At 64.8% G+C, this 21,864-nt stretch carries 15 protein-coding genes; 5 read left to right on the top strand and 10 right to left on the bottom strand.

Annotation, left to right across the window (positions count from 1 at the left end; translation table 11 throughout):
- Positions 1-43 precede the first annotated feature (43 nt).
- Positions 44-2,332: a hypothetical protein gene (locus ABAC460_RS32195; protein WP_023452764.1), complete on the top strand. Its 2,289-nt coding sequence runs from the start codon at positions 44-46 to the stop codon at positions 2,330-2,332.
- A gap of 44 nt (positions 2,333-2,376) precedes the next feature.
- Here the strand turns inward: ABAC460_RS32195 and ABAC460_RS32190 are convergent, their stop codons facing one another.
- From ABAC460_RS32190 to ABAC460_RS32170, 5 genes are all read right to left on the bottom strand, one after another.
- Positions 2,377-3,411 carry an Ldh family oxidoreductase gene (locus tag ABAC460_RS32190; RefSeq protein ID WP_023452763.1) on the bottom strand — a complete coding sequence of 345 codons (1,035 nt, stop codon included), beginning with the start codon at positions 3,409-3,411 and terminating at the stop codon, positions 2,377-2,379.
- 10 nt (positions 3,412-3,421) lie between these two features.
- Positions 3,422-6,265, bottom strand: a complete 2,844-nt coding sequence (locus ABAC460_RS32185) for a glycoside hydrolase family 127 protein (protein WP_031236574.1) — start codon at positions 6,263-6,265, stop codon at positions 3,422-3,424.
- Positions 6,266-6,787: 522 nt separating this feature from the next.
- Positions 6,788-7,969: an ROK family transcriptional regulator gene (locus tag ABAC460_RS32180; protein WP_023452761.1), complete on the bottom strand. Its 1,182-nt coding sequence runs from the start codon at positions 7,967-7,969 to the stop codon at positions 6,788-6,790.
- A 77-nt stretch (positions 7,970-8,046) separates the two neighbouring features.
- Positions 8,047-9,558: a tryptophan halogenase family protein gene (locus ABAC460_RS32175; RefSeq protein ID WP_023452760.1), complete on the bottom strand. Its 1,512-nt coding sequence runs from the start codon at positions 9,556-9,558 to the stop codon at positions 8,047-8,049.
- A 158-nt stretch (positions 9,559-9,716) separates the two neighbouring features.
- The gene (locus ABAC460_RS32170; protein ID WP_023452759.1) at positions 9,717-12,680 is read right to left on the bottom strand and encodes a TonB-dependent receptor; all 2,964 of its coding nucleotides are present in this window, start codon (positions 12,678-12,680) and stop codon (positions 9,717-9,719) included.
- Positions 12,681-13,106: 426 nt separating this feature from the next.
- Between ABAC460_RS32170 and ABAC460_RS32165 the strand changes: the two genes are divergently transcribed.
- The 4 genes from ABAC460_RS32165 to ABAC460_RS32150 all read left to right on the top strand — a co-directional run bounded on the left by ABAC460_RS32165 (position 13,107) and on the right by ABAC460_RS32150 (position 16,580).
- The gene (locus ABAC460_RS32165; RefSeq protein ID WP_235075778.1) at positions 13,107-14,750 is read left to right on the top strand and encodes a S41 family peptidase; all 1,644 of its coding nucleotides are present in this window, start codon (positions 13,107-13,109) and stop codon (positions 14,748-14,750) included.
- A gap of 177 nt (positions 14,751-14,927) precedes the next feature.
- Entirely contained in the window at positions 14,928-15,269 is a 342-nt protein-coding gene (locus ABAC460_RS32160; RefSeq protein ID WP_023452757.1) for a hypothetical protein, read from the top strand.
- A 62-nt stretch (positions 15,270-15,331) separates the two neighbouring features.
- The gene (locus tag ABAC460_RS32155) at positions 15,332-15,997 is read left to right on the top strand and encodes a DUF1349 domain-containing protein (RefSeq protein ID WP_023452756.1); all 666 of its coding nucleotides are present in this window, start codon (positions 15,332-15,334) and stop codon (positions 15,995-15,997) included.
- Between the two features lie 121 nt (positions 15,998-16,118).
- A complete protein-coding gene (locus tag ABAC460_RS32150; protein ID WP_023452755.1) occupies positions 16,119-16,580 on the top strand; it encodes a response regulator in 462 nt (153 codons plus the stop codon).
- Here the strand turns inward: ABAC460_RS32150 and ABAC460_RS32145 are convergent.
- The 5 genes from ABAC460_RS32145 to ABAC460_RS32125 are packed head-to-tail and all read right to left on the bottom strand — an operon-like array spanning position 16,577 to position 21,834.
- A complete protein-coding gene (locus ABAC460_RS32145) occupies positions 16,577-17,689 on the bottom strand; it encodes a Rieske 2Fe-2S domain-containing protein (RefSeq protein WP_235075782.1) in 1,113 nt (370 codons plus the stop codon). The two genes, ABAC460_RS32150 and ABAC460_RS32145, sit on opposite strands and share 4 nt — an antisense overlap.
- A complete protein-coding gene (locus ABAC460_RS32140; RefSeq protein WP_023452753.1) occupies positions 17,575-18,570 on the bottom strand; it encodes a GNAT family N-acetyltransferase in 996 nt (331 codons plus the stop codon). The genes ABAC460_RS32145 and ABAC460_RS32140 overlap by 115 nt, the downstream gene beginning before the upstream one ends.
- Positions 18,561-19,658, bottom strand: coding sequence for an ATP-grasp domain-containing protein (locus ABAC460_RS32135; protein WP_031236570.1), 1,098 nt, complete (start codon positions 19,656-19,658; stop codon positions 18,561-18,563). Before ABAC460_RS32135 ends, ABAC460_RS32140 begins: the two co-directional genes overlap by 10 nt.
- The gene (locus tag ABAC460_RS32130; RefSeq protein WP_023452751.1) at positions 19,655-20,833 is read right to left on the bottom strand and encodes a hypothetical protein; all 1,179 of its coding nucleotides are present in this window, start codon (positions 20,831-20,833) and stop codon (positions 19,655-19,657) included. The genes ABAC460_RS32135 and ABAC460_RS32130 overlap by 4 nt, the downstream gene beginning before the upstream one ends.
- A complete protein-coding gene (locus ABAC460_RS32125; protein WP_031236569.1) occupies positions 20,827-21,834 on the bottom strand; it encodes a 3-oxoacyl-[acyl-carrier-protein] synthase III C-terminal domain-containing protein in 1,008 nt (335 codons plus the stop codon). The genes ABAC460_RS32130 and ABAC460_RS32125 overlap by 7 nt, the downstream gene beginning before the upstream one ends.
- Positions 21,835-21,864 lie beyond the last annotated feature (30 nt).

The raw sequence follows: 21,864 nt of genomic DNA, 5'->3' as shown, positions 1-21,864 counted from the left end.
CCGCAGATCCCCCTGCGGCGCCGTTTTCTTTTGGAGTGAGTTCATGCCCCGTCTCGACCGCCGCGCCTTTCTGACCGCATCCACGGTCGCCGCCCTGGGCACCAGCGCCGTCGCCGCTCCGAAACTGCGGCCCGCCGCCGAAGCACCGGTGAGCGGCCATGCGAAACTGGCAGGGTTCGATGGCTGGACGGTGTACGAGGATCAGTCGAAGCGCGACGGCGTCATCACCTTTGTGGGCGGCGACGAGGCCATGGTCCTGTCCAAGCGGCTTGAGGCCTGTTTCGACGATATCACGCCGCCCTATCTCGGCCTGGCGTTGAAAGACATCTGCCTGGCCGATGCCGATCTTCTGGCCGACAAGCTGCTGGGCCATGGCGGCGATCCCGACCCGGAGATGGTGCGCAAGGCCGCCCCGCCGGCAGGTTCCAACTATGATCCCAACAATCTCTATACCCGCCTGGCCTGGACCAACTTTGTCGGCACACGCCAGCAAGGCGACACCATGCCGGTCTTCCCAAATGGCCGCACGCGCGGCTACCGGCCGGAGCACGCCTTTCCCGACCTGACCGGCGACGAAGGCTCGAAAAAGCGCTGGGAAGGGCTGCTGGGCGGGTGGCTGCCGGCGGTGCACAAGATCATCGAGGTGTCGCCGACGCGCTGGTACGACCTGCTGGTTTTTGCCGATGTCAACGCCAAGGACCCGCTGCTGGTCCAGACCTGGCACCGCACCGTGCAATACGACAATGGCCGGCCGGTGAAGACGGCGTTCGGCTATTCCTACGCCGCCTTTCCGCCGCGCCGGAAGGAACCGCAGGCGGTCGACTTCTATCGCGGCATGCTGGACTTTGCGGGCGTGTGGCAGGGCGAACTGAAAGACCAGAGCAAGGTTACCCTGCCCGATGGCGCCTTGAGCGACATGGTTAGCGCCGCCTTTGCACGCGAGCTGGTCACCCGGCCGGGCGGCACCTATCCCAAATACGGCGTGGTCGATCGCGACTATTTCGGTCCGGAATATGACGGCTTCCAGGATATTTTCACCTCGTCGCTCTACGCCAACCTGGAATGGGGCCGGTTCGACCAGGCCAAAGCCGTCATCGAGAACTATTTCGATCTGTTCGTCGCCGATGACGGCATGATCAATATGCGCGGGCCGGAAGTGCCGCAGTTCGGCCTGACCCTGAGTTTGATGGCCCGCTACCTGATGTACACCGGCGACTTAGGCACAGTGCGCAAGTATGCCGGCAAGCTGGCGGCGACGGCGGCGATCCTGACCGAGTTGCACGACCTGGCCCTGGCCAAGCCGATGGGGGAGGCGGGCTTTGGTTTGCTGGACGGCTGGAGCGAGTCGGATGCCTGCCTGCATCCCGATCCTGCGCTGTGGTGGAAGCCCTACTGGAACAATTCAGCCTTTGCCGTGCGCGGCTGGCGCGACATGGCGAAGGTATGGGCGGCGGTCGATCCCGGCGGCGCGGGTCTGGCGTCCGACTGGAACCGGCGGGCGGAGGTCCTGCAGGCGCAGTTGGTGAAGGCTTTGCGCGCATCGGTGCGGCATGAACTGAAACCGGCCTATGTCGCCGTGTTGCCGGGAGCGAAGCTAACCCACCGTGAAGCCTATGCCGAGGCGCGGGCGAAGAAGCAGCGCACCGAGCATGGCTGGGCGCACCGGGTCTATGCCGAACTGTTGCATGCCGATGTTTTGCCCGACGACCTGGCGGCGACGGTAATCGACGCGATGCGCGGCCACGGTGCCACCACGATCGGCGTCACGGCCAATGTCGTCGGGGCCAATGAGACGACGCGCAGCCAGTTGGGCTTCATTTCGTATGGCCATGCCCAGCAACTTTTGCGCAGCGGACGGATCGAGGAATACCTGCTGTTTCTGTATTCGCATCGTTACCATTCGCACACGCCGGGCACCTGGGTGGCGGGCGAGGTGTCGGATATCGACGGGGGTTTGCCGCTGTATTGCGTGCCGGCGCAATTGACGATGCCGAAGCTGGTACGGTGGATGCTGGTGTTCGAAGCGTCGGATGCGGAGGTGCTGTATCTCGGCCGGGCGGTGCCGCGGGATTGGTGGGGGCAACCGGTTGAGATCAAGGACGCGCCGACGCGCTGGGGCCGGGTGGATTTCCGTTTGCAGGGCGCAAGCGCTGAGGTGGTGCTGGAGGGGAGTTCGCAACCGAAGGAAATCCAATTGACTCTACGCCTGCCGAAAGGCCGCAAGGTGCGGGATCTGCGTCTGAACGGCCGGCCGGTGAAACTGGTCGACGATGCGATAACCTTCCGTCCAAACGGCGAAACGCGGTTCAAACTGACGGGTGAGGATGCGTAAGAATCCCCTCTACCAGCCAAAGCGGGGAGAGGGGCTTTACAGCGCTAGAACGGCTTGGATTCGGTGGTCGGATCCAGCAAAGCCACCAAATCACTGTACAGCTTGCGTGGAATGGTGACGCTATTGCTGGTCAGGCTGCGCGCGCGGGCCTCGTAGCGGCGTTGCGACGGCAAACGCGCGCCCTGGCCCAGGATGGCGTCGAACAAGGCTTCGGCGCGGGCCGAATGCACCCCATGATCCGGGCCCATAAATACCTTCGGGTCGAAGGCCAGGATCAGTTCGCCATGATAAGGCGTCGCACCTGCGCCGCCGTCATAGGCCATCGACTCTAGACTTAAAAAATCGCCGATCAGCGGCCCGGCCATCAGCTCGATCATGGCCGACAGAGCCGAACCCTTGTGCCCGCCAAAGGTCAGCATGGCGCCCTGCATGGCGGCCTCGGCATCCGTGGTCGGCCGACCGTCGCGATCCAACCCCCAGCCTTGCGGGATCGGTTTCCCCGCCCGGCGGTGCAGTTCGATCTCGCCGCGCGCCGCCGCACTGGTGGCGAAATCGAAGACGAACGGATTGCCTTCCGGCCGCGGCCAGGCAAAGGCCAGAGGATTGGTGCCGAACACGCCCTTGGTCCCGCCATGCGGCGCCACCCAGGCATGCGACGGCGTCATGGCCATGGCCACCAGGCCGGCCTCGGCGATCGCCTCGACCTCGGGCCACAGGGCCGAAAAGTGGTAGCAGTGATTGATCGCCAAAGCCGCCAGGCCGACCGTCTTCGCCTTGTCGATCAGCACAGGCCGACCGGTTTCATAGGCCAGCAACGAATAGGCGCCTTTCGCATCCACGCGGACCAACCCCGGGGCGGCGTCGCTGACCACCGGTTCGGCGTCGGGCGACACCTTGCCGGTCTTCAGCGTATGGGTACAGACCAGCAGCCGGTACAGGCCGTGGGAATGGCATTCGTCGCGCTGGCCGGCCCAGATGGTCCGCGAAATCGCCGCCGCATGGGCGGGCGAGAACCCGGCCGTTTCCAGCACGCGGACGCTCAGGTCCCACGCCTCGTCCAGTGTCAGACTGTACGTCACGCCGCCATCCTTAAACGGAACGTATCCAGACCTGGGACTGCAGGCCCTTGAAGCGCGTGCGCGGGCCGATCTGGGCATCCACGACCGCCGCGTTCGAGCCCGGCGCATAGTCGACATCGCCGGCGCCGACTTCCGCCGCCGCACCGACCCGGTTCATGCGGGCATAGTTGGGAATGGCCAGCATGGGCGAGCCGTCTTCCCACGTCCCGGTCAGGGTCATGACGCCGTCCAGCAGGTCCGGACGCCACTTGGCTTCGATCGCCTTACCGCTCAGCTTCTTTTCGATATCGGGCTGGTCGGCGCGCTCGACATTATAGACCAGCGGGCCATAGGCCAGGGCGACGCGGCCGCGATCGGCCTCGATGCGTTGATCGGCGATGATACGTTGCGGCGCCATCGGCAGTTCGAACGACACCGTGTCACCGGCCTGCCAGGTGCGTTCCACGACCGCATAGCCCTTGACGATCTCAGGCGTCACGGCCTTGCCGTTGACCATGAAGCCCTTCACCCCGCCAACCTGCGGCGACAGTGTATAGAGCTCGCTGGTCTTGCGGTCGGGGATGCGGATGCGCAACGCAAAGGCCTTGGACGCCTTGGGATTGACGGTAATCTTGACCTTGCCGTTCCACGGATAGTCGGTTTCCTGGACCATCTCGACATCGGTGCCGGCGACCTTTTCGACCGTGATACGGCTGCCGACGAACAGGTTGACATAGAGCCCGTCATTGCCCTTCACATAGGTCCAGGTCGGCAGCATCAACAGGGTGCGCGGGATGTTGGCGACGCAGCACGGGCAGACGTGCCACTTGGTCCGCTCGGTATTGGTCAGCGGGTTGGTGTAGCAGAACGACTGGCCGTCCAGGTCGGTCGAGCCCAGCAGGGCGTTATAGATCGTCTGTTCGTACAGGTCGGCATATTTGGCATCGTGATAGGCCAGGTTGAGCTTGTACTGGAAGAAGATCAGGCCGCAACTGGAACACGACTCGCAATAGGCGCCGTTGCGCAAGCTATAGTCGGGGCCGAAGCCTTCCGAGGTCTCGCCGCTGCCGATGCCGCCGGTGATGTAGTACTTGCGGTTGACCATGTTGTCCCACAGCGACATGACCGCGCTCTGGTAGTCGGTATCGTGGGTTTCGGCGGCGATGTCGGCCATAGCCGAATAGAAGTAGACCGCGCGCACGGCGTGGCCGACGGCTTCGTACTGCTGCGTCGGCGGCAGGTGACTCTGGTCGTACTCCTGGCCGCCGCGGCGCGATTCCAGCAGGAAACGTCCCAGCGCGATATAGGCGTCACCGTGGCCGGGGCCTTCCATGTCGTTGACGAAGCGGCCGAAGCGAACGAGCGCCTGCTCCATCTCCTGGTGGCCGTCGAACCACGCCTTCTTGCCCGGGCCGATATTGGCGACCCAGCAGTCGGCCAGCTTCTTGGCGGCGTTGTACAAGCGCAGATCCTGGCCGTTGGTCAGAGTGTAATGGTTGATCGCCGACTCGATGAAATAGCCGGCGATATAGCCTTCGTGGTCACCACGGTGATCGGCCGACCAGCGTTCGTCCCAGGCACCGGGCTCGGCCAGGGTCTTGGCCGTCTGGAGATAGCCGTCGGGTTCCTGGGCGCCCAGGATGATGGGAATCCAGCGCTCCAGGCTGGCGTGGATGTGGTCCTGAGCGGCGATGATCTCGGCGTCGCCGCGCGGGTCGACCATCAGGCAGATGCACATGGCTTCGATCGACTCGATCACCCAGGCATTGGAGAAGACATAGCCGCGGTGGCGGCCGTGCGGTTCGCCGCGCAGCTTCTTGGCCGCCTCGATGAAGTTGTCGAGCCCGCCGTCGCCGGCCTTCAGATCGGTGCGCTCGCAATAGGAAATGACGTGCGGCATCCAGTTGACGATCAGCGACTTGGCGCGGGCGTTCCACAGCGGGCTGTCGATGCTGTAGCGCTTGGTATAGACGACATCGAGGCGCTGCGCGGGCGGCGGGGTTTCGGCGCGGACACGTAAGGTCGAGGTGCTGGTCTTGCCGTTGGCCGTGGCGGCCAGCTCCAGGATATAGTCGCCGGGCGCCGTGACTTTAGCGGTGGTGTTGGCGGAGGTGGCGTCGGCGAAGCTGACCTCGCCGGGGCCGGAGACCTTGCGCCAAATCAGGCCTTCGCTGGAGGTCGAGGTCAGCCATTCGGCCTTGCCGGACAGCCAGGTGCGGCCGCCGGTCATGACAATGCGGTCGATGCCGGCGGCAACGGCGGGCGCGAAGGCCGGCACCGCGCCGTGGCTCCAGGCGCGCCATTCCAGGACGCCGGTCGACAGGGTGCCGTCGGAGGTGATTTCCAGCCGCAGGCGGTCGGTCGTAACCGGATCAAACGTCGTGGAATTGAACTGGTCCTTCTTGAGACCCAGGCCCTTGGCATTTTTGACCGGCACATAGTCCTTGCCGTTCCAGTACAGCAGGCGGCACGACTTCGGCAGGCCCACGCCCTGGCCGTCCACCCACCAATAGATCTCGATCTTGTCGGTGGTGACGGGCTGGCTCCATTGGAATTCGACCCATTCGGTGCCGGTCTTGGGCCAGTTGCCGTACATGCCCTTTTCGGTGTCGGCGGAATTGGCCGGTTCCTGGCCGTCATTCAGTGCGATGACCCGGGTGTCGCCGGAATTGTACGAGGTCGAGGGTGTCGCGACTTTAGCGAGGTTCACCGGCGTCTGCTGCGCCTGGGCGGCGGCCCAAGGCACGGATGTGGCGAACAGGGCGGCGCCGGTGGCGGCCAGCAGGCCGCGGCGGCTCAAGGGTGAACAACGGCAGGCGTCGGATTCGCAGATATGCGCGCCAGACGCGAAGGGGCGGGAGCTGAAAGTTTCCATGCATATACCGTATACTATTTATATTGCCGGAGGCAAGCTACCAGGCAATTGAAGTGACCGATTTTGATCGCCCAACCGGAGTTGGCTGCCAAGCCTCGCCCCGGCAGCAGAATCAAACGACGGAACACACGGCTCGATCCGGAAAGAAGCGGAATTGCGGCATCGGCACCTCCCGCGCGAAGCGCATTCTTACCTATGGGCACGACGTGACGCGCGTACCTCGAAGCGCCCTGAATTCCGTGTTTTCAGTGTCGCCGCGCAGCGGCTTCCGTGTGGTCCGTGTTCCTCTTAAAGGCTTGAAACAAACTGGAGGCTTTTAAGAGGAACACAGAAAACACTGAAGCGCCGCCGATGGCGGCGTACACTGAAGACACGGAATTCAGGGTTTCATCACATAAAGCGCGACACCATGGCGCCTCGTCATGAAGGCGCTTCGCGCGGGAGGTGCCGCCACCGGAATTCCGTTTCTTTCCGGATCGAGCCGTGTGTTCCGTCGTCTGATTCTACCGGCCTTGCCGAATCTCACTTCATCAACACGTCCGGCGACGGCAGCAGGCGTTCCTGGAAGGCCAGGACGGCCGCGCCCAGAGCGGCCGCGTCGACCGCCGTCGTCGCGGCACAGAACGGCCCCATCGGGAAGCTGGCCGAATGGCTCGCGAACCGCGCGTTCAGGGCCTGGCACAGCCGTTCGATCACAAACGGCGGCAACTGACCGCCGATAAAGTGCCGCTCGGGGCTCAGCGTATAGGTCAGGGCCAGATAGGGCGCGACCATATAGCCGGCAGCGCGTTCGACCCAGGCATCCACAGCCGCCGAAACCTGGGCGTCGGACGGGTCCAGTTCACGGTCGGGCGCAATGCCACGCCGGCCCAGCATTTCCTGGAAGGCGAACACCGACAGCACATCCCAGAGCGTGCCGGTCTCTCCGTCCTGGGTGATCGGATACTTGCCGATCTCACCCGCCTGGCGCAGGCCACCCTCATAGGGTTGGCCGTTGACCACCAGACCCGTGCCGATGCCGGCGCTGATCAGGGTGTAGACGAAGCTCTTGAACTGGAAACCCTGGCCGAATTGAAGTTCGCCCAATACCGCCGCCGTCACGTCATTGCGCACCGAGACTGGCATGTGCAACCGCTCTGTAAACGTTTCCACGATGTCCAGCGAAGACCATTGGCTGTAGGCCGCGGGCCGGGCCGAGGCTTCGACGCAGTCCAGCCGTTCCGGCATGGCGATTCCCAGTCCGACCAGCCGCTTGCGCGAAATCAGCCGGCGCCCCAGGACGTTGTCCAACTGGTCCTCGACAAAGCCCAGCACGTCCTCGGGCATGGCGAAGCGCTGGGGGATATAGGCGCGGTGACGCACCTTGCCCGACAGGTCCATCAGCATCAGGGTGACGTGTTCGCGGTCGATATTCAGCCCCAGGCCATAGGCGCCGTCGGGATTGACCGCCAGGCGCGCCGCCGGCTGGCCGCGGCCGCCGATGATGGCGCCCTCGTCCTGGACGATGCCGTCCTCCATCAGGCGGCGGGTGATATTGATGACCGATTGATGCGTCAGCCCGGTGGCACCGGCCAGTTCGCTGCGCGTCACAGGTCCGCCGGCGCGGATCGCCTGGAGGATGACGCGCTGGTTATAGTCGCCGGCACGAACCATGTTCGTACCGGCCAGGCTTATGCCCGGCTTTCTGTCGGCAGTTAACGCCATTACTCTCGAGACCCCTGGATGCTTCTATGGCACCTGTGTGGAATCATCCTTCACCAATTCCCGGAGAATGGCAACGATTATGACATCGCCAGCATGCCGTTCTGACGCAGATAGTCGCGCTGCGACGGCAGGTCGGCAGCCAACCTCGTCAGGTGGTCCTTCATCCGGGCGAAACCGGTGCGCAGGGTGGCGATGTCCTCATAGGCGACCAGCGGGTCGTGGCTTTGGGGGATGACGCCCTGGCCCATCAGCACCGCCATCCACGAGGTCGGCGTGAACATCTCCTCGGCGGCATTGGCGAAGGCGCCGCGTTCGCGGAAGACTTCGATCTTGTGCGCCAGGGTGTCGGGGATCTCCATGGTCCGGGTGTAACGCCACAGGGCTGAATCGTCGCGCGCAGTGGCATGGTAGTGCAGGATGATGAAGTCGCGGATGCGCTCATAATCCAGGTGCTGGCGGCGGTTATAGGCCTCGATATTGGCCGGGGCGAAGGACCGGTCGGGGAAGTGCAGCAGCAGCTTGTTGATGCCTGACTGGATCAGGTGGATGCTGGTTGATTCCAGCGGCTCGATAAAGCCGCTGGCAAGGCCGAGCGCCACGACGTTCCTGTTCCAGAACTTTTTGCGGCGTCCGGTCACGAAGCGCAGGCGATTGGGTTCGGCCAAAGCCTCGCCTTCGACGTTGGCGCGGAGCGTTGTTTCGGCGCTGTCGTCGTCGGTAAAGCGGCTGCTGTAGACATAGCCGTTGCCGACCCGGTGCTGCAGCGGGATATGCCACTGCCAGCCGCCTTCACGCGCGGTTGATGAGGTGTAGGGGTTGATGTCCGCACCCGCGTGGGCGCAGGGCATGGCCATGGCGCGGTCGCACGGCAGCCAATGGCTCCAGTCGTCGTAGCCGGTTTTGAGCGCCTGCTTGATCAGCAGGCCGCGGAAGCCGGAACAGTCGATGAAGAGGTCGCCTTCGATCTCACGCCCGTCCTTCAGGCGGACCGACTTGACATTGCCGGTTTCGGGGTGTTGTTCGACGTCGGCGATCAGGCCTTCGATGCGGATGACGCCCAGCCGTTCGCTGTAGCGGCGCAGGTAGCGGGCATAGAGGCCGGCGTCGAAATGATAGGCCGAACCGAAGGTCGCCATGACGCCGTCATCGGTCTGGCGGCCCATCTTGCCCTGCAGGGCGGCCAGGGTGCACAGCGAGTAGTCGCTGACCGGGCCGATATCGTGGCCCTGAGCCTGCACGCGCAGCCAGAATTGCAGGAAGTGGCCCAGCTCCGGTTTCAGGCCGTAGACGCCGAACGGATGGAAATATTCATGGCCGAGGTTGAGCCAGTCGTGGAAGCGGATGCCCAGCTTGTAGGTGGCGCGGGTCTCGCGCATGAACTCGGCTTCGTCCAGGCCCAGCATGGCGTTGAACAGCTTGATCGGCGGGATGGTGGCTTCGCCGACCCCGACCGTGCCGATGTCTTCGGATTCGACCAGGGTGATGCTGAGGTGGCGGCCCAGGTTGCGGGCGAAGGCGGCGGCTGCCATCCAGCCGGCGGTGCCGCCGCCGACGATGACGATGCTGCGGATGGGGTCGGGTGACTGCACGCGGGGGGCTCCGGAAGGGAGGGGAGAGGGGATTCTGACAGCGCCTCGCCCTTGTATACAACAAAAGGACCGGCTCTCGGGAGGAAAGCCGGCCAAGTGTTTGGGAGACCGGCCCGGTGCCATAGGGGACACCGGACCGGACATTTCGGCACCGCGAATCAGTTACCGAAGTTGTACCGCAGGCCGAGAATGATGCGGCGCTCGCCCGAAGCGTAACGCAGCGGCAGGTTCTCGAACTGCAGATAGCGGCCGGTGGCTTCTTCCGTCAGGTTGATGCCTTCCAGCGTGACCTTGAGCTTCGGCGTGATCGCATAACCGACCTGGGCGTCGAGCTGGCCATAGGCGCGCTCCCAGGTGCCGGCCGTGACCGTGCCGCCGCCGGTTGCCCCCGAGCCGAAGCCGAAGTTGCCGTAGTAGGCCTTGTCGCGCCAGGCATAGGAGACGCGGGCTTCGAAGCCACCGCCTTCATAGAAGCCCTGGAGGTTATAGGCATGCTTGGACACGCCCGGGATCGGCAGGTTTTCGTCGAAGTCGTTGAAGTTCGACGATTCCGAGTCCGAGTAGGTGTAGTTGGCCGTGAAGCCGAAGCCGTTGTCGAACGCGTATTGCGCCGCCAGTTCCACGCCCTTGATCGTGCCGCCGTCACCGTTCACCGGAGCCGAGAACGGACCCGAGGTGCAGCCGGCCGCCGACTGGTCGGCGACGCAGACGCTGATGGTGTCGGTCTGGATGAAGCTGTCGACGCTCTTGTAGAAGAAGCCGCCGGAGACAAAGCCGTCCTGGCCGAAGTAGCGTTCATAGGCGAGGTCGTACTGCGAGGCGCGGTACGGATCCAGGTTCGGGTTGCCGCCCGAGCCCGAGGTGTACAGGAACTTGTCCAGGTTCGGACCGGGCGAGGACGACCGGGTGAAGTCGTAGGCCGAGCCCTGGCCGAGCTGGAACAGGTTCTGGCGCGAGACGACGCGGGCGGCCGAGGCGCGCAGCTTGTCGGAGTCGTTAAGCTCGAACACCGCAGACGCCGACGGCAGGACGTCGGTATATTCGCGCACCGTGGTGGCGGTGCCCGGGTTCTTCAGGATGCCGTTCCAGCTGTCTGTACCCCACCACAGCGGGGTCACCGGCGTGGAGGAAGCCGTAACCGCCAGCTCGGTCTTGACGACGCGAACGCCGGCATTGAGGTGGAAGCGGTCGCCGCGTTCACCGACATCGGCCATCATGTAGCCGGTGGTGGTCTTTTCCTCGACCTTGAAGGAGTTCAGCGGATCCTTGAAGAACTTGAACGGGGTTTCCGGATACAGCTTGCTGATCCAGGCGGCGGCATCGGTCATGCCGTCGGCGCGGTTCACCAGGGCATTGATGCCCAGGATATTCACCTGCTCGAAGCGGCCCGGATTGCTGGCGGCCGTGTCGTACGGGTTGGTGGCGTTGTGGAAGGCAGTGGCCTTCGAGTCGCCGAAGCGGCCGCACGGCGAGCCCGCGCCGTCGCACCATTTCAGGCCGATGGCGCCGTCCATGAAGTAGCCGTAGGGCGTCCAGTTGATGAAGGTCGAACCCGGCGTGTTGGTCGGGGAGACCACAGGCTGGCCGCCCGAGAAGGTCAGGTACTGGCCCTGAGCCGAGGTCGGCAGTTCGCCGCGGCTGGTCAGGTCTGCGAGGTAGCGGCCGTATTCGGAATCGACCGTGCGTTCGGCGAAGCGGGCGCCGAAGCTGACCACCAGGCCGGCATCGGCGGCGAAGTCGGGGCGCCACTTGAAGTCGGCCGAAAGCGCGGTGTTTTCGATCTCGGTCTTTTCACCGAAGGCCCAGTGAGACTTGGCGAAGACCATGGCCGGGTTGGTAAAGGCCGTGGCGTTCGGACCCGCCGCCGAGAAGGACGGCAGGTCGCCGTTCTTGTAGCTGAAGGTGAAGGCGCCGGGCGCGGTGCTGTTCGGCGTGACGCCGGCGCCGCCATTGACCGCGCGCACGCCGTATTGGGTGTAGCGCACGTCGGCATTGGCGGCCGAGCTTTCGTAGTCCGCCTTGGACAGGGCGGCGCGGAAGGTACCGGTCAGGGTGCCGCCGTTATCCCACTTGGCCGCGAACTGGAGGTTGTCGGTCTTGACCTCGCCGTTCTGGACGAAGGTGATCGACTCCGACGAATTGGCCGTGACCGTGCCCGACTGCAGCACGTGGTTGCTGTCGATGCTGAGGCCCGAAGCCGCATAGGTCGCGCCTTCGTTGGCGAAGGGGAACTTCAGCGAGGCTTCCTTGGTCAGGATCGACAGGTCCGAGTGGAACCAGTCGCCGGTCAGGGTCAGCGAGTCGCTGGCGCGGAACTCGCCGCTCAGCGAGAAGCCGATACGTTCGCGTTCCTGGTTGCGGTTGGTGGCGTAGCGATATTCCGGCGAATAGACGGTGGCCGTGCCGCCCGAGGTCGGGCGTTCGAACAGCCGCCAGCCGCCGCGGTTTTCACCGCCCAGCACGTCGGTGTGGATGTCGGTGCGGTCGTAGGAAATGGTCGCCAGAAGGCCGAAACGGTCGCCGAACTTCTTGCCGAAGACCAGCGAGCCGACGGGCGTCGCGTCGCCTTCGCCACCCTTGTTGAGGCGGATGTCGCCCGAGAACAGCGTGTCGCGCACCGAACGCGGCGAGCGGGTCTTCAGGTTGACGATACCGCCCAGGCCGCCTTCCAGCAGCGAGGCGTCCGGTGACTTGTAGACGTCGACCCCGCCGATCAGTTCCGACGGAATGCCTTCCAGAGAGGCGTCCTGCAGGGCATTGCCTTCGCCCAGGCGGAAGATTTCCATGCCCGAGACGAAGATGTCGTTGTTCATGACGGTGACGTTCTGGTCCAGGCCGCGGATGCGGACCTTGGTGCCCTGGCCGTTTTCGCGGTCGATCTGAATGCCGGGCAGGCGTTGCAGGCTTTCGGCGATGTTCTGGTCGGGGAACTTGCCCATGTCTTCGGCGGTCACCGACTCGATGATCAGGTTCGAGTTCTTCTTGGTGTTCAGCGACGACTGGAGCGAGGCGCGGAAACCGCGCACGACGACGACATTGTCATCGCCAGGCGCGGCCGCGGGTGCGTCCTGCGCACAGACGGCCGTGGCGGTTCCGAGCGCAAGCAGAGAGGCGGCGGCCATGAGGGCCAGCCGTGGGTGATGTGACTTCAACACGTGGTATCCTTCCCATTAGGAATTATTTGGCGGCACGCGCAGCCTCAAGGCGAGGCCGGGCATGTCCGCGCCTTTAAATGCGGCGGGACTGACAACGATGTCAATTCGACGAAGGCATTGGTAGCGGTATCATTAAAACAATTTGAATTAATACGATGTCATCTCCGCACAAGGCATTGAAATCCTTGAAAATGACGGTTGTGCGCTGTGACAGATTCGCAACAAGATCGGCGTTATGGACGGATATCGATTGCGGAATGGTCGTGCCGGACCCATGCGGCGAAGGACACGCCGGATTCACTTTTGTGTGGTGACCTTGCCCCCAATCCGGCCGCTCTTGCACAGGCAGCGTATCGGAGTCATGATCGCCATGTGAACCTTGGGGGATATGTCGTGAACCTTGTGAGACTATTGCTGGTGGCTGCCGCTTCGGCGTCTCTCCTGGGCTGCGGAGGCGGTGGGGGTGGCGGCAGCAGCTTCAACAGCGGCGGCGGAGGCGGCGGTGGCGGCACGGTGACGCCGCCCTCGGGCGGCTGGGTGGCCGGCGTCTTCCAACTGGCCAGCAGCTTCAAGAACAAGTGCGCCGCCGTGCGCACCGGCATCGACATTGAAGGCAATGCCTTCCCCGATCGGGCGGGCACGGCCACCGACGAAAAGAACTGGCTGCGGTCGTGGACCCATGAAACCTATCTGTGGAACACCGAGGTCGCCGACACCAATCCGGCCCTGGGCGGCACACGGCTGCAGTATTTCGACAGCCTGAAGACCTTTGCCACCACGACGTCGGGCAAGGCCAAGGACGACTTCCATTTCAGCGAGTCGACGGCGGACTACCTGGCGCGGCGCAACTCGACGGCCAGCGCCAGCTACGGCGCAGAATTTGTCGTCATCTCGGCGACCGTGCCGCGCGACGTCCGCGTGGCCTTCACCGAGCCGGGTTCGCCGGCCGAGGAGTTGTCGGGCGGCCAGAAGAAGCTCATCCGCGGTACGCGCATCCTCACGGTGAACGGTATCGACCTGGTCAATGGCGGCAGCACCCAGGCCGAGGTCGATACGCTGAACAACGGTCTGTGGCCGTCCAGTTCCGGCACCACCACCACCCTGACCGTCCAGGATCCGGGATCATCGACCAGCCGCACGGTAATGGTGACGTCGCAGAACCTGGTCACCAAGGCGGTCAATCGCACGCGTATCCTCAACAGCGGCGGCCAGAAGGTCGGTTATATCCTGTTCAACACCTTCAGCCCCTATTCCAGCGAAACCGAGATTGTCACGGCCATGCAGCAGATGCAGACCGAAGGCGTTTCGGACCTGGTTCTGGACCTGCGTTATAACGGCGGCGGGCTGTTGGCGGTGGCGTCGCAGGTCAGCTACATGGTGGCCGGCGATACGCGTACGGCGGGCAAGACGTTCGAATCCCTGCGCTTCAATGCGGCGGCCGGCAACCGTAACCCGGTGACGGGCGAGGTCAACGAGCCCGTGCCCTTCTACCGCACTGGCCTGGGTTTCAGCGTCGCCGACGGTACGCCCTTGCCCAGCCTGAACCTGCCGCGGGTCTATGTGCTGTCGACCGACAACACCTGTTCGGCCAGCGAGGCGGTGGTCAACGGCCTGCGTGGCGCGGGGGTCGAGGTGGTGCTGATCGGCGCCGGCACCTGCGGCAAGCCGTACGGCTTTTACCCCGAGGATAACTGCGGCGAGACCTATTACTCCATTCAGTTCCAGGGGGTGAACCACCTGGGCTTCGGCGACTATGCGGACGGCTTCGTGCCTAACAATGCCAGCGGTTCGTTCGGCGTCCGCCTCCCGGGCTGCAAGGTCAATGACGACTACGGCCATGAGCTGGGCGATGCCGGCGAAGGCCTGCTGAGCGCGGCCCTGGGGTACCGGTCGAGCGCGACCTGTCCGGCGTTGGTGTCATCGGCGGTGCGGTCGTCCTCGGCGTCGGTGAGCACGTCGAAGATCCCTTCGATCGCGGTTGAGAAACCGGAGCGGTGGATCATGGAGCGTAACCGCGACATGACCCTGCCGCGGTAAGGGGAGCGCAGAAAATTCCCTCTCCCGCCTGCGGGGAGAGGACGAGAGCCGAGTGAAACGAAGGCGATCGGGTGAGGGGCCTTCAGAGGACGGCTTTGCACCTGACGGTAAAGCATGCCCCTCACCCCCACCCTCTCCCCGCAGGCGGGGAGAGGGAGTCCTGTCCGGAGCTATCCCATGTTTCTGCGCTATTTCTTGGTCCTCCCCTTGGCATTGGCCGCCTGCCAGTCGACCGCGGCTGTTCGCGCGCCGGCAACCGTTAATCTGGACGACCCGGCCACCAAGACCGCCGTTGCTTCCGCCCTGGCCCAGGCCGTCGGCAAGGCCCGCATCGAACTGGGCGCCAGCAACGGCGCGACCGTCACGGTTCTGCCGCCGCCGCTGGGGCCTTACGAAACCCACTCCACCGCCCAGCCGATCCGCTTCGACATCGTCATCGAGGACGGTGAATGCCTGGCCGTCCGCCGTGACACGCAACAGGCCTATGCGCTGTCCGGCGTCACCTGCCATCCGAAGTGAACTTGACACGTAGCGATACACGCAATAAGACCAAACCATAACCAGATAATCGGGGGGATATTATGCGTTTTATCGTAACATTGGTGATTGGTCTCAGTTTGGTCTGTAGCCATGCCGTGGCCCAGGATATCCGCATCTGGCAGAAGGGACTGCCGTTCGAACTGACCCTGTCGCAAGCCGGCGAGGTGGCCATGTCCGATGACGGCGTGACCCTGACGGCGCCCAAGGGGACGGACCTGTACAACCCGGCCGGCGAGCCTGCGGTATCGTCTGCGCCGCGCCTGACCTTTACCCCGCCTGCCGGCGATTTCATCTTCGCCTTCAAGGCCAAAAGCCAGCTGAAGGCCGCCTATGACGGCCCCGGCCTGGTGGTGTGGAACGGCGAAGGCTATTGGGCGAAAATGCTGTTCGAACGCCTTCCGGACAACAGCAATGCCGTGTCGTCCAACTTCTCGACTCCGGTCGGTGACAACAGCTACCATTTCCGCACCGAAGGCAGCGTCGACGAGATATGGATGAAGATGGTCCGGGTCAAGACCTCGGTCTTCTTCTACGCTTCGCGTGACGGCAAGAGCTGGGAAATCGTGCGCGATTTCAGCGTCGATCCGGCCAAACCCTTGTCGATCGGCATGTTCGGCCAGTCACCTTTGGGCGAGCACCTGACGACGGTGTTCAGCGAGGTTCGCTTCGAGCAAAAGACCATCACCAGCTACTGGAACGGTGAGTAGTTTACACTCGAAAGTGACAGCCCAATCGCTTGCCAGTTGCGGGGGATTGGCGGACAATCCCAGCCTCCGGACCCGCCAGAAGGCGCGGCCGGTATCCCTGAAGGCACGGAGGGAAGCGGTGATGACGGGTATGGAGATCGAACGCAGCGCGCGGGTGCTGCTGGTGGAGGACAATCGCGGCGACGCCATGCTGACCTGCCGGGCGTTCAAACGGGCGCAGCGGGTGCGCCATATCGTCGTTGCCGAGACGGGTGAAAAGGGCCTGAGCATCCTGCGCCGTGAGGACGGTTTCGATGACGCCGACCGTCCGGACATCATCCTTTTGGATCTGAACCTGCCGGGTATCGGTGGTCATGACTTTTTGTCGGAGGTCAAGTCCGACCCGGCTTTGCGCTGTATCCCGATTATCGTGCTGTCCAGTTCCAGCGCCCGTGCCGACGTGGTGGGCAGCTACAACCGTCACGCCAATGGCTACATCACCAAGCCGGTGACGATCGACGCCTATGACGGCATCGTCGCCAAGATCGAAGACTACTGGTTCCAGTTGATGCAACTGCCCGCCGACGAGGCGGAGTATCACTAAAGCTCCATGTGAAACGGTCCCAGGACCTCGGGGACCAGCTTGCCACCGGTATACAGGCGCATCAGCTTGTCGCCGAGCCGGTCGCCCGGGCCGGCACGGAACTTCGGCCCGCCGAACGCCGCGATATTGTCATGCAGCTTCGTCAAGGCATCCGCGTCCTGGTCGATCACTCGGAACAGGAACAGTCGGATGGCCGCTTCCTTAAGCCACGCCGGTCCGCGGGATTTCAAGGTCGTGAACCGCGCCATCGGGCGGATGGTGTGCGCGTCCTGGGGGACGAACCAGATGGTGGTGCACAGGTTGAGTTTTTCCGGTCCCTCCCACCGGCCCTGGAAGGCCACCGGCGGAAAATAGCGGCCGCGGCTGCGGGCCCGTTTGCCCTCCAGCGCCCGCGACATCCAGCCATAGTCCGTATTCTGGATATAGGTCGCCTCGAAGCCGTTTTCGAAGGTCTCGATCGTCTGTTCGACCGTCTGGCGGCGGTGGCTGACCCGGATCAGGCCGTCATGGATGAAGTTGGTGTGGAACGGGTCCAGCACATTGTCGAGCGCGTCGAACACCCGGGCGCGCTGGGGCTTCATGGCCCACCAGAAATGGTCGTAATCCGGACCGTCCGGAATGGGCGGCAATCCGTCCGTGAAAGGAACCTGCGGTTTCAGGCTGACGAAGATCATGCCCTGCCATTCGGCGACGCCGACGGTTTCGGCCTTCAGCCGCGACAGGTCGCCGGCCGCACATCCGGGCACATGTGCGCAGCCGCCGTCGCCGGTAAAGGCCCAGCCGTGATAGGCGCAGACCAGCTGGCCGTCCTCGACCCGCCCGGCCGACAGCGGATAGTTGCGGTGCGGACAGCGGTCGAGAAAGGCTTTCAGACCCTCACGCCCGCGCCACAGCACCACGGGCACGCCGGCGACCTTGACGCCATGCGGTTTGGCGCCGACCTCATGGCTCAGGGCGACCGGCAGCCAGGCTTCGTCGATGCCCGCAGGAAGGTTCAGGTGACCGCGGCCGCCATCAGCCGGGCCTCGAACCGGCTCAGCATCGCCCCGATCAGGCGATAGGCCATCCGCCGCCAGACCGGCAGGTGGCTGTCGAAGATCACCAGATATTCCATCCACGGCGAGGCTCCTCTGTGGCGCTTGAAGTGCGGCGCGCCGGCCGACAGGTTGCGTTTCAGACGGCGTTCCATGGCCTGTTGGGCCATATGCGCCATGATGGCCCGGTAAAGGCCGTCGTCCTGGGGGCGGCTGCGATCGTAGCCCACCAGGGGTATGGTCAGGGTTTCGCCGTCGTCCCGGGCGGCGCAGAAGGCGGCGATGTCACCATCATCCGACTCCAGCGTCCAGATCTCGATGATCCCACGCGCCAGCAGGTCACGCAGGCCGGCCGCCGTATAGTCGGGATTGAAGGCCGAATAGGTCTCGATATAAAGCCGGCGATACAGCGCCAGACAGCGATCGAGCCGCACATCGTCGATCTGCGGACCGAAACAGCGGGCCGTCAGGTTCGACTCGGCCAGCTTGCGCATATCGCGGCGGCTATCGCGGCGTTTCGCCCAGATGTCCGGCATGTCGTCGATGATCCACACCACCCGTATCGGCCACGCCACACCGGTCTGCGGCCGCTGCGTCAGCGAACGCAGGATGATGGCGCGGTCGGGATAGGCCCGCGCCAGATCGGGGACCGCGGCGATGATCTGGTCCAGCCGGCCGTCATAGAGATTGGTGCTGAGCAACTGGTGGCCGGGATAGACGGCCCGGTCGATCCGCAATAGCCGGCCAAAGGCTTCGGTGGCATGGCTGAGCGCCAGCACGGCCCACAGCTCCGGTCCGGACAAGGCCCGGCGGGCCTCCTCGCGCGCCACCGGCCCCAGCAGGACGCTGAGCGAGGTCTGCCAGCAGCCATTGGGTGTCTGCGGCACCACCACATCGAGCGGCCGGCCGGCAAGATCGACGGTGTCCATCCGCACCCGGGCATTGTTCAGGTGCATGTCAGGTCCCGGTTGCATTCCATGTCGGCGGTCAGGAAGTCCTGCAGGTTGCGGCCGGCCAGGGCGGCGCGCAGCGAAAAACCCATCGTATCCAGCACGGCGGCACAGGTAACGCCCGCGAAGACATTGCGCGCCCGGCGCAGGTCCGTCCGCCATGGCCGGTAACGGCCGGGACGCAGGCCGTACAGCCACATGGCCGGGCCGATACAGGTCGCCCGCCCGTCGGACCGCAGGATGCTGTCACCGCCACCGGTAAAGGCGTCGCTCAAGGCGCCCGGATCATGCGCCAGCAGGTGCAGGCCGGAGGTGGCGCGCGGGTTGCACTCGATCAGCCACAGGCGGCCGTCCGGATCGTGGCGCAGGTCGCAGGCGAATTGGCCGGTGAGGTTCAACGCCGCGGCCAGGCGGGCGGCCATGGCCTCGAGCCGTTGCGCCAGCTCGGGTTCGAGCGGGTCGAAATAATAGCTGGCCCCGCCTCGGGTGCGCCACGACGAGCGGTAGGCGGCGAAGGCGCGCAAGGCGCCGTCACGGGCGATGGCGTGGAAGCAGACGTCTTCGCCCGGAATCCAGGCCTGGCGCAGCCACGGATTTTTCGGATCGCGCGCCAGGGCTTGCGCCTGTCGCGGCTGGATCACCAGGCGCCGGCCGAAGCGCGAATATTCCGGTTTGTAGACCCAGTCGCCCGGTTCGGCATCTTCGCCGGGACTCAGGCGCCGGGTTTGCGGCACGGGCAGGCCGAGACAATCGGCCAGGACGACGAATTCGAACTTGGAATGGAGCTGGATCAGCGCCTTCAGGTCCGGCGCGAACAGCGGCCAGCCTTGTGACGCCTTGGTCCAGTAGAAGATGTCCTCGCACAGCGGCAGGATCAGGTCAGGTTGTAACCGATCGACGAGGGCCTGCGCGTCACGGGCGAAGGCGTCGAACCGCTGCGCCGGCGGGGCATGGAGCGTGAAGCTGTTTAAGGTGCGGGTGGTCGAGGCGGCGGCCAGGCTGTCGGCGCCGTGAACCTCATGGCCGCGCGCCGCGAAGGCGGCGGCCAGGTCGCGGGTAACGGGGGCTCGGGTGCCGGTCAGCAGGATCTTCATGGCCGCCATCGCACATGCCGGCGTTTGGGAAAGTCCAGGCCGCGGTCATAGGGTTCCCGCGACAGGGGCTGGCCGAAGACGGCCAAAGCCTGGACCAGAGCTGGGGCGTCCCGTGCCTCTTCGCAGGCATAGGCGATGCCGTCCGGATGCCCCGTGGCGATCCAGCGATGCCCCGGCGGCAGGTGCGGCGATACGGCGGCTTCAACCTCGCCGGGGAAGACCACCTGTTCGCCCCAGCGCCAGATATCCTGGACCCGGCCCTCGACCGGTTGGACGGCCGCCAGGGGCGAGCCGCAGGTGCAGACGGCGGGGCGCAGGATGTCGTCGAGCCTCAGCCGCACCACCAGTTGGCTTGTGCGCAGCAGGTCGGTGACGATGGGCTGGAAACGATCGCCGCCCAGAGGCGCGCGCTCGATGATCAGGCAGTCTTCGTTGAGATGCAGGGTCCCAAGCCGGCACGGCGCCCCCAGAAAGCCTTCGGTCGCTTGGTAGATCGGATCGGGCCGGCGACCCAGCCGCGTGGCGACGAAATCGCGTTCGGCGGCGTTGAGGGTTTCGGCGCCGTAGAACAGCCGTTTAAGAGCGGGGAGGGGACGGCCGGACTGCGCCAGGTCCAGCAGCACCTGCGGCGGGGCGATCAGCACCTGCGGGTCATAGGCTTCGATGGCGGTATCGCGATCGGGATCGCCCAGGCCGAAGAAACGCACCCGGCGTTTGTCGTACAGCCGGTTGGGCGCGCGCAGGCACACCGCGATCCGTTTCAATCCGGCCAGTTCAAAGGGCCCGAACAGCTTGCCGGCCAGCATCCCGCCATAGAGGCTGCGCTCCTCCGGCGAGGCGACAAACAGGCCGCGCGTGCCGCCGCCGGTGCCGGTCGAAAACCCGGCGCTCAAGCCGCGCGGCAGCGGGTTGGCGCCACCCGTTTCGGCGGCCATGGCGGCCTGGCTCGCGAGGACGGCGTCCAGGCCTTGGGTGGTGTAGTCGGCGAAGCGCTCGCGAAACTGCGCCGTGGTGATCACCGGCAGTTCGGCCAGGGGCTTGCCGGCGAAACCCTTCAACGCCGGCGCGCGCGACAGCGGCAGCCTGCGCCACAGACGTTGTTGCTGTTGCTCCAGGGCTTGGCGCGCCGGCGGCGGGCAATGGGCACCGGCATAGGCGAACAGTGCGTTCAGCACCGCACGACCATGGCGCCCATGCTGACCCCGGCCGAGGTTCCCAGCAGCAGGGCATGGCTGCCGGGTGTCAGGCGGCCCTGGTTGCGGGCGGCGACCAGGGCGGTCGGTAGCGATGCGGCGATCTGGTTGCCGGTATGGCCGAAGATGTCGACCACGCGCTCGGGCCGCGTCCTCAGGATGTGGCGGACATATTCCAGTCCCGGCTTGCTGGCCTGGTGGCCGATGACGGTGTCGATACCGTCCATCGTCAGGCCGGCGGTGGCCAGGGTTTCGTTGATCAGCTCGGGCAGGCGCTTTCCGGCGGCCTTGAAGATCCCGAAAGCATCCATATGGAACCGCGCGCCGGCCTGCAGCGCCTCATAGCCGTCCTCGACGCGGATACGTGTCCCGCCCGATCGCAGATGGGCCAGGTCCTTGCCGGAGCTTAAGGTGATAAACCGGCAGGCCAGGATGGCCGCACCGTTCTCCGGGGCGGCTTCGACGCAGATGGCGGCGGCGCCGTCGCCGAAAATGGCCGACATCTCCGGCTGGCTGTAGTTGAGGCCGGCCGAGGCGATGTCGCTGGCGAAGATCAGGGCGCGCCGCCACCGTCCGGCCTTGAAGCCCAGGCTGACCAGGTCCAGCGCACTGAGGAAGGACAGGCAGGTCATGTTGACGTCGAAACAGGGAATGCCGGACTTGTGCAGGCCCAGTTCGTGCTGGACCAGGACCGAGGTGCCGGGGATGGGCTGTTCCATCACGCCGCAGCCGCCGACGATGACATCGAAATCCTCGCCCCAGCCGGCTTCGTCGAGCGCGGCGCGGCAGGCCTGGGCAGCCATGACCGAAGTGGTCTCTTCGCGGGAAGCGATGCCGCGTTCGGCGATGCCGAATTTGGTCTGCGTCCAGCCTTCGGCCTGGCCGTAGACGGCGTCGAGCGCGGTGGACGGCTGGCGGAATTGCGGTGAGTAGGTTCCGGCGCCGGCCATGCGAAGACCGATGGGATAGGTCACGGGTGTCATTCCAGGCAAATTTGAACATTGTTCATAAAT

This window comes from Asticcacaulis sp. AC460 (genome assembly GCF_000495795.1).
Taxonomy (GTDB): Bacteria; Pseudomonadota; Alphaproteobacteria; order Caulobacterales; family Caulobacteraceae; genus Asticcacaulis.
The sequence above is the reverse complement of the archived record's forward strand: the minus strand, read 5'-3'. Positions and strand labels throughout refer to the sequence as shown.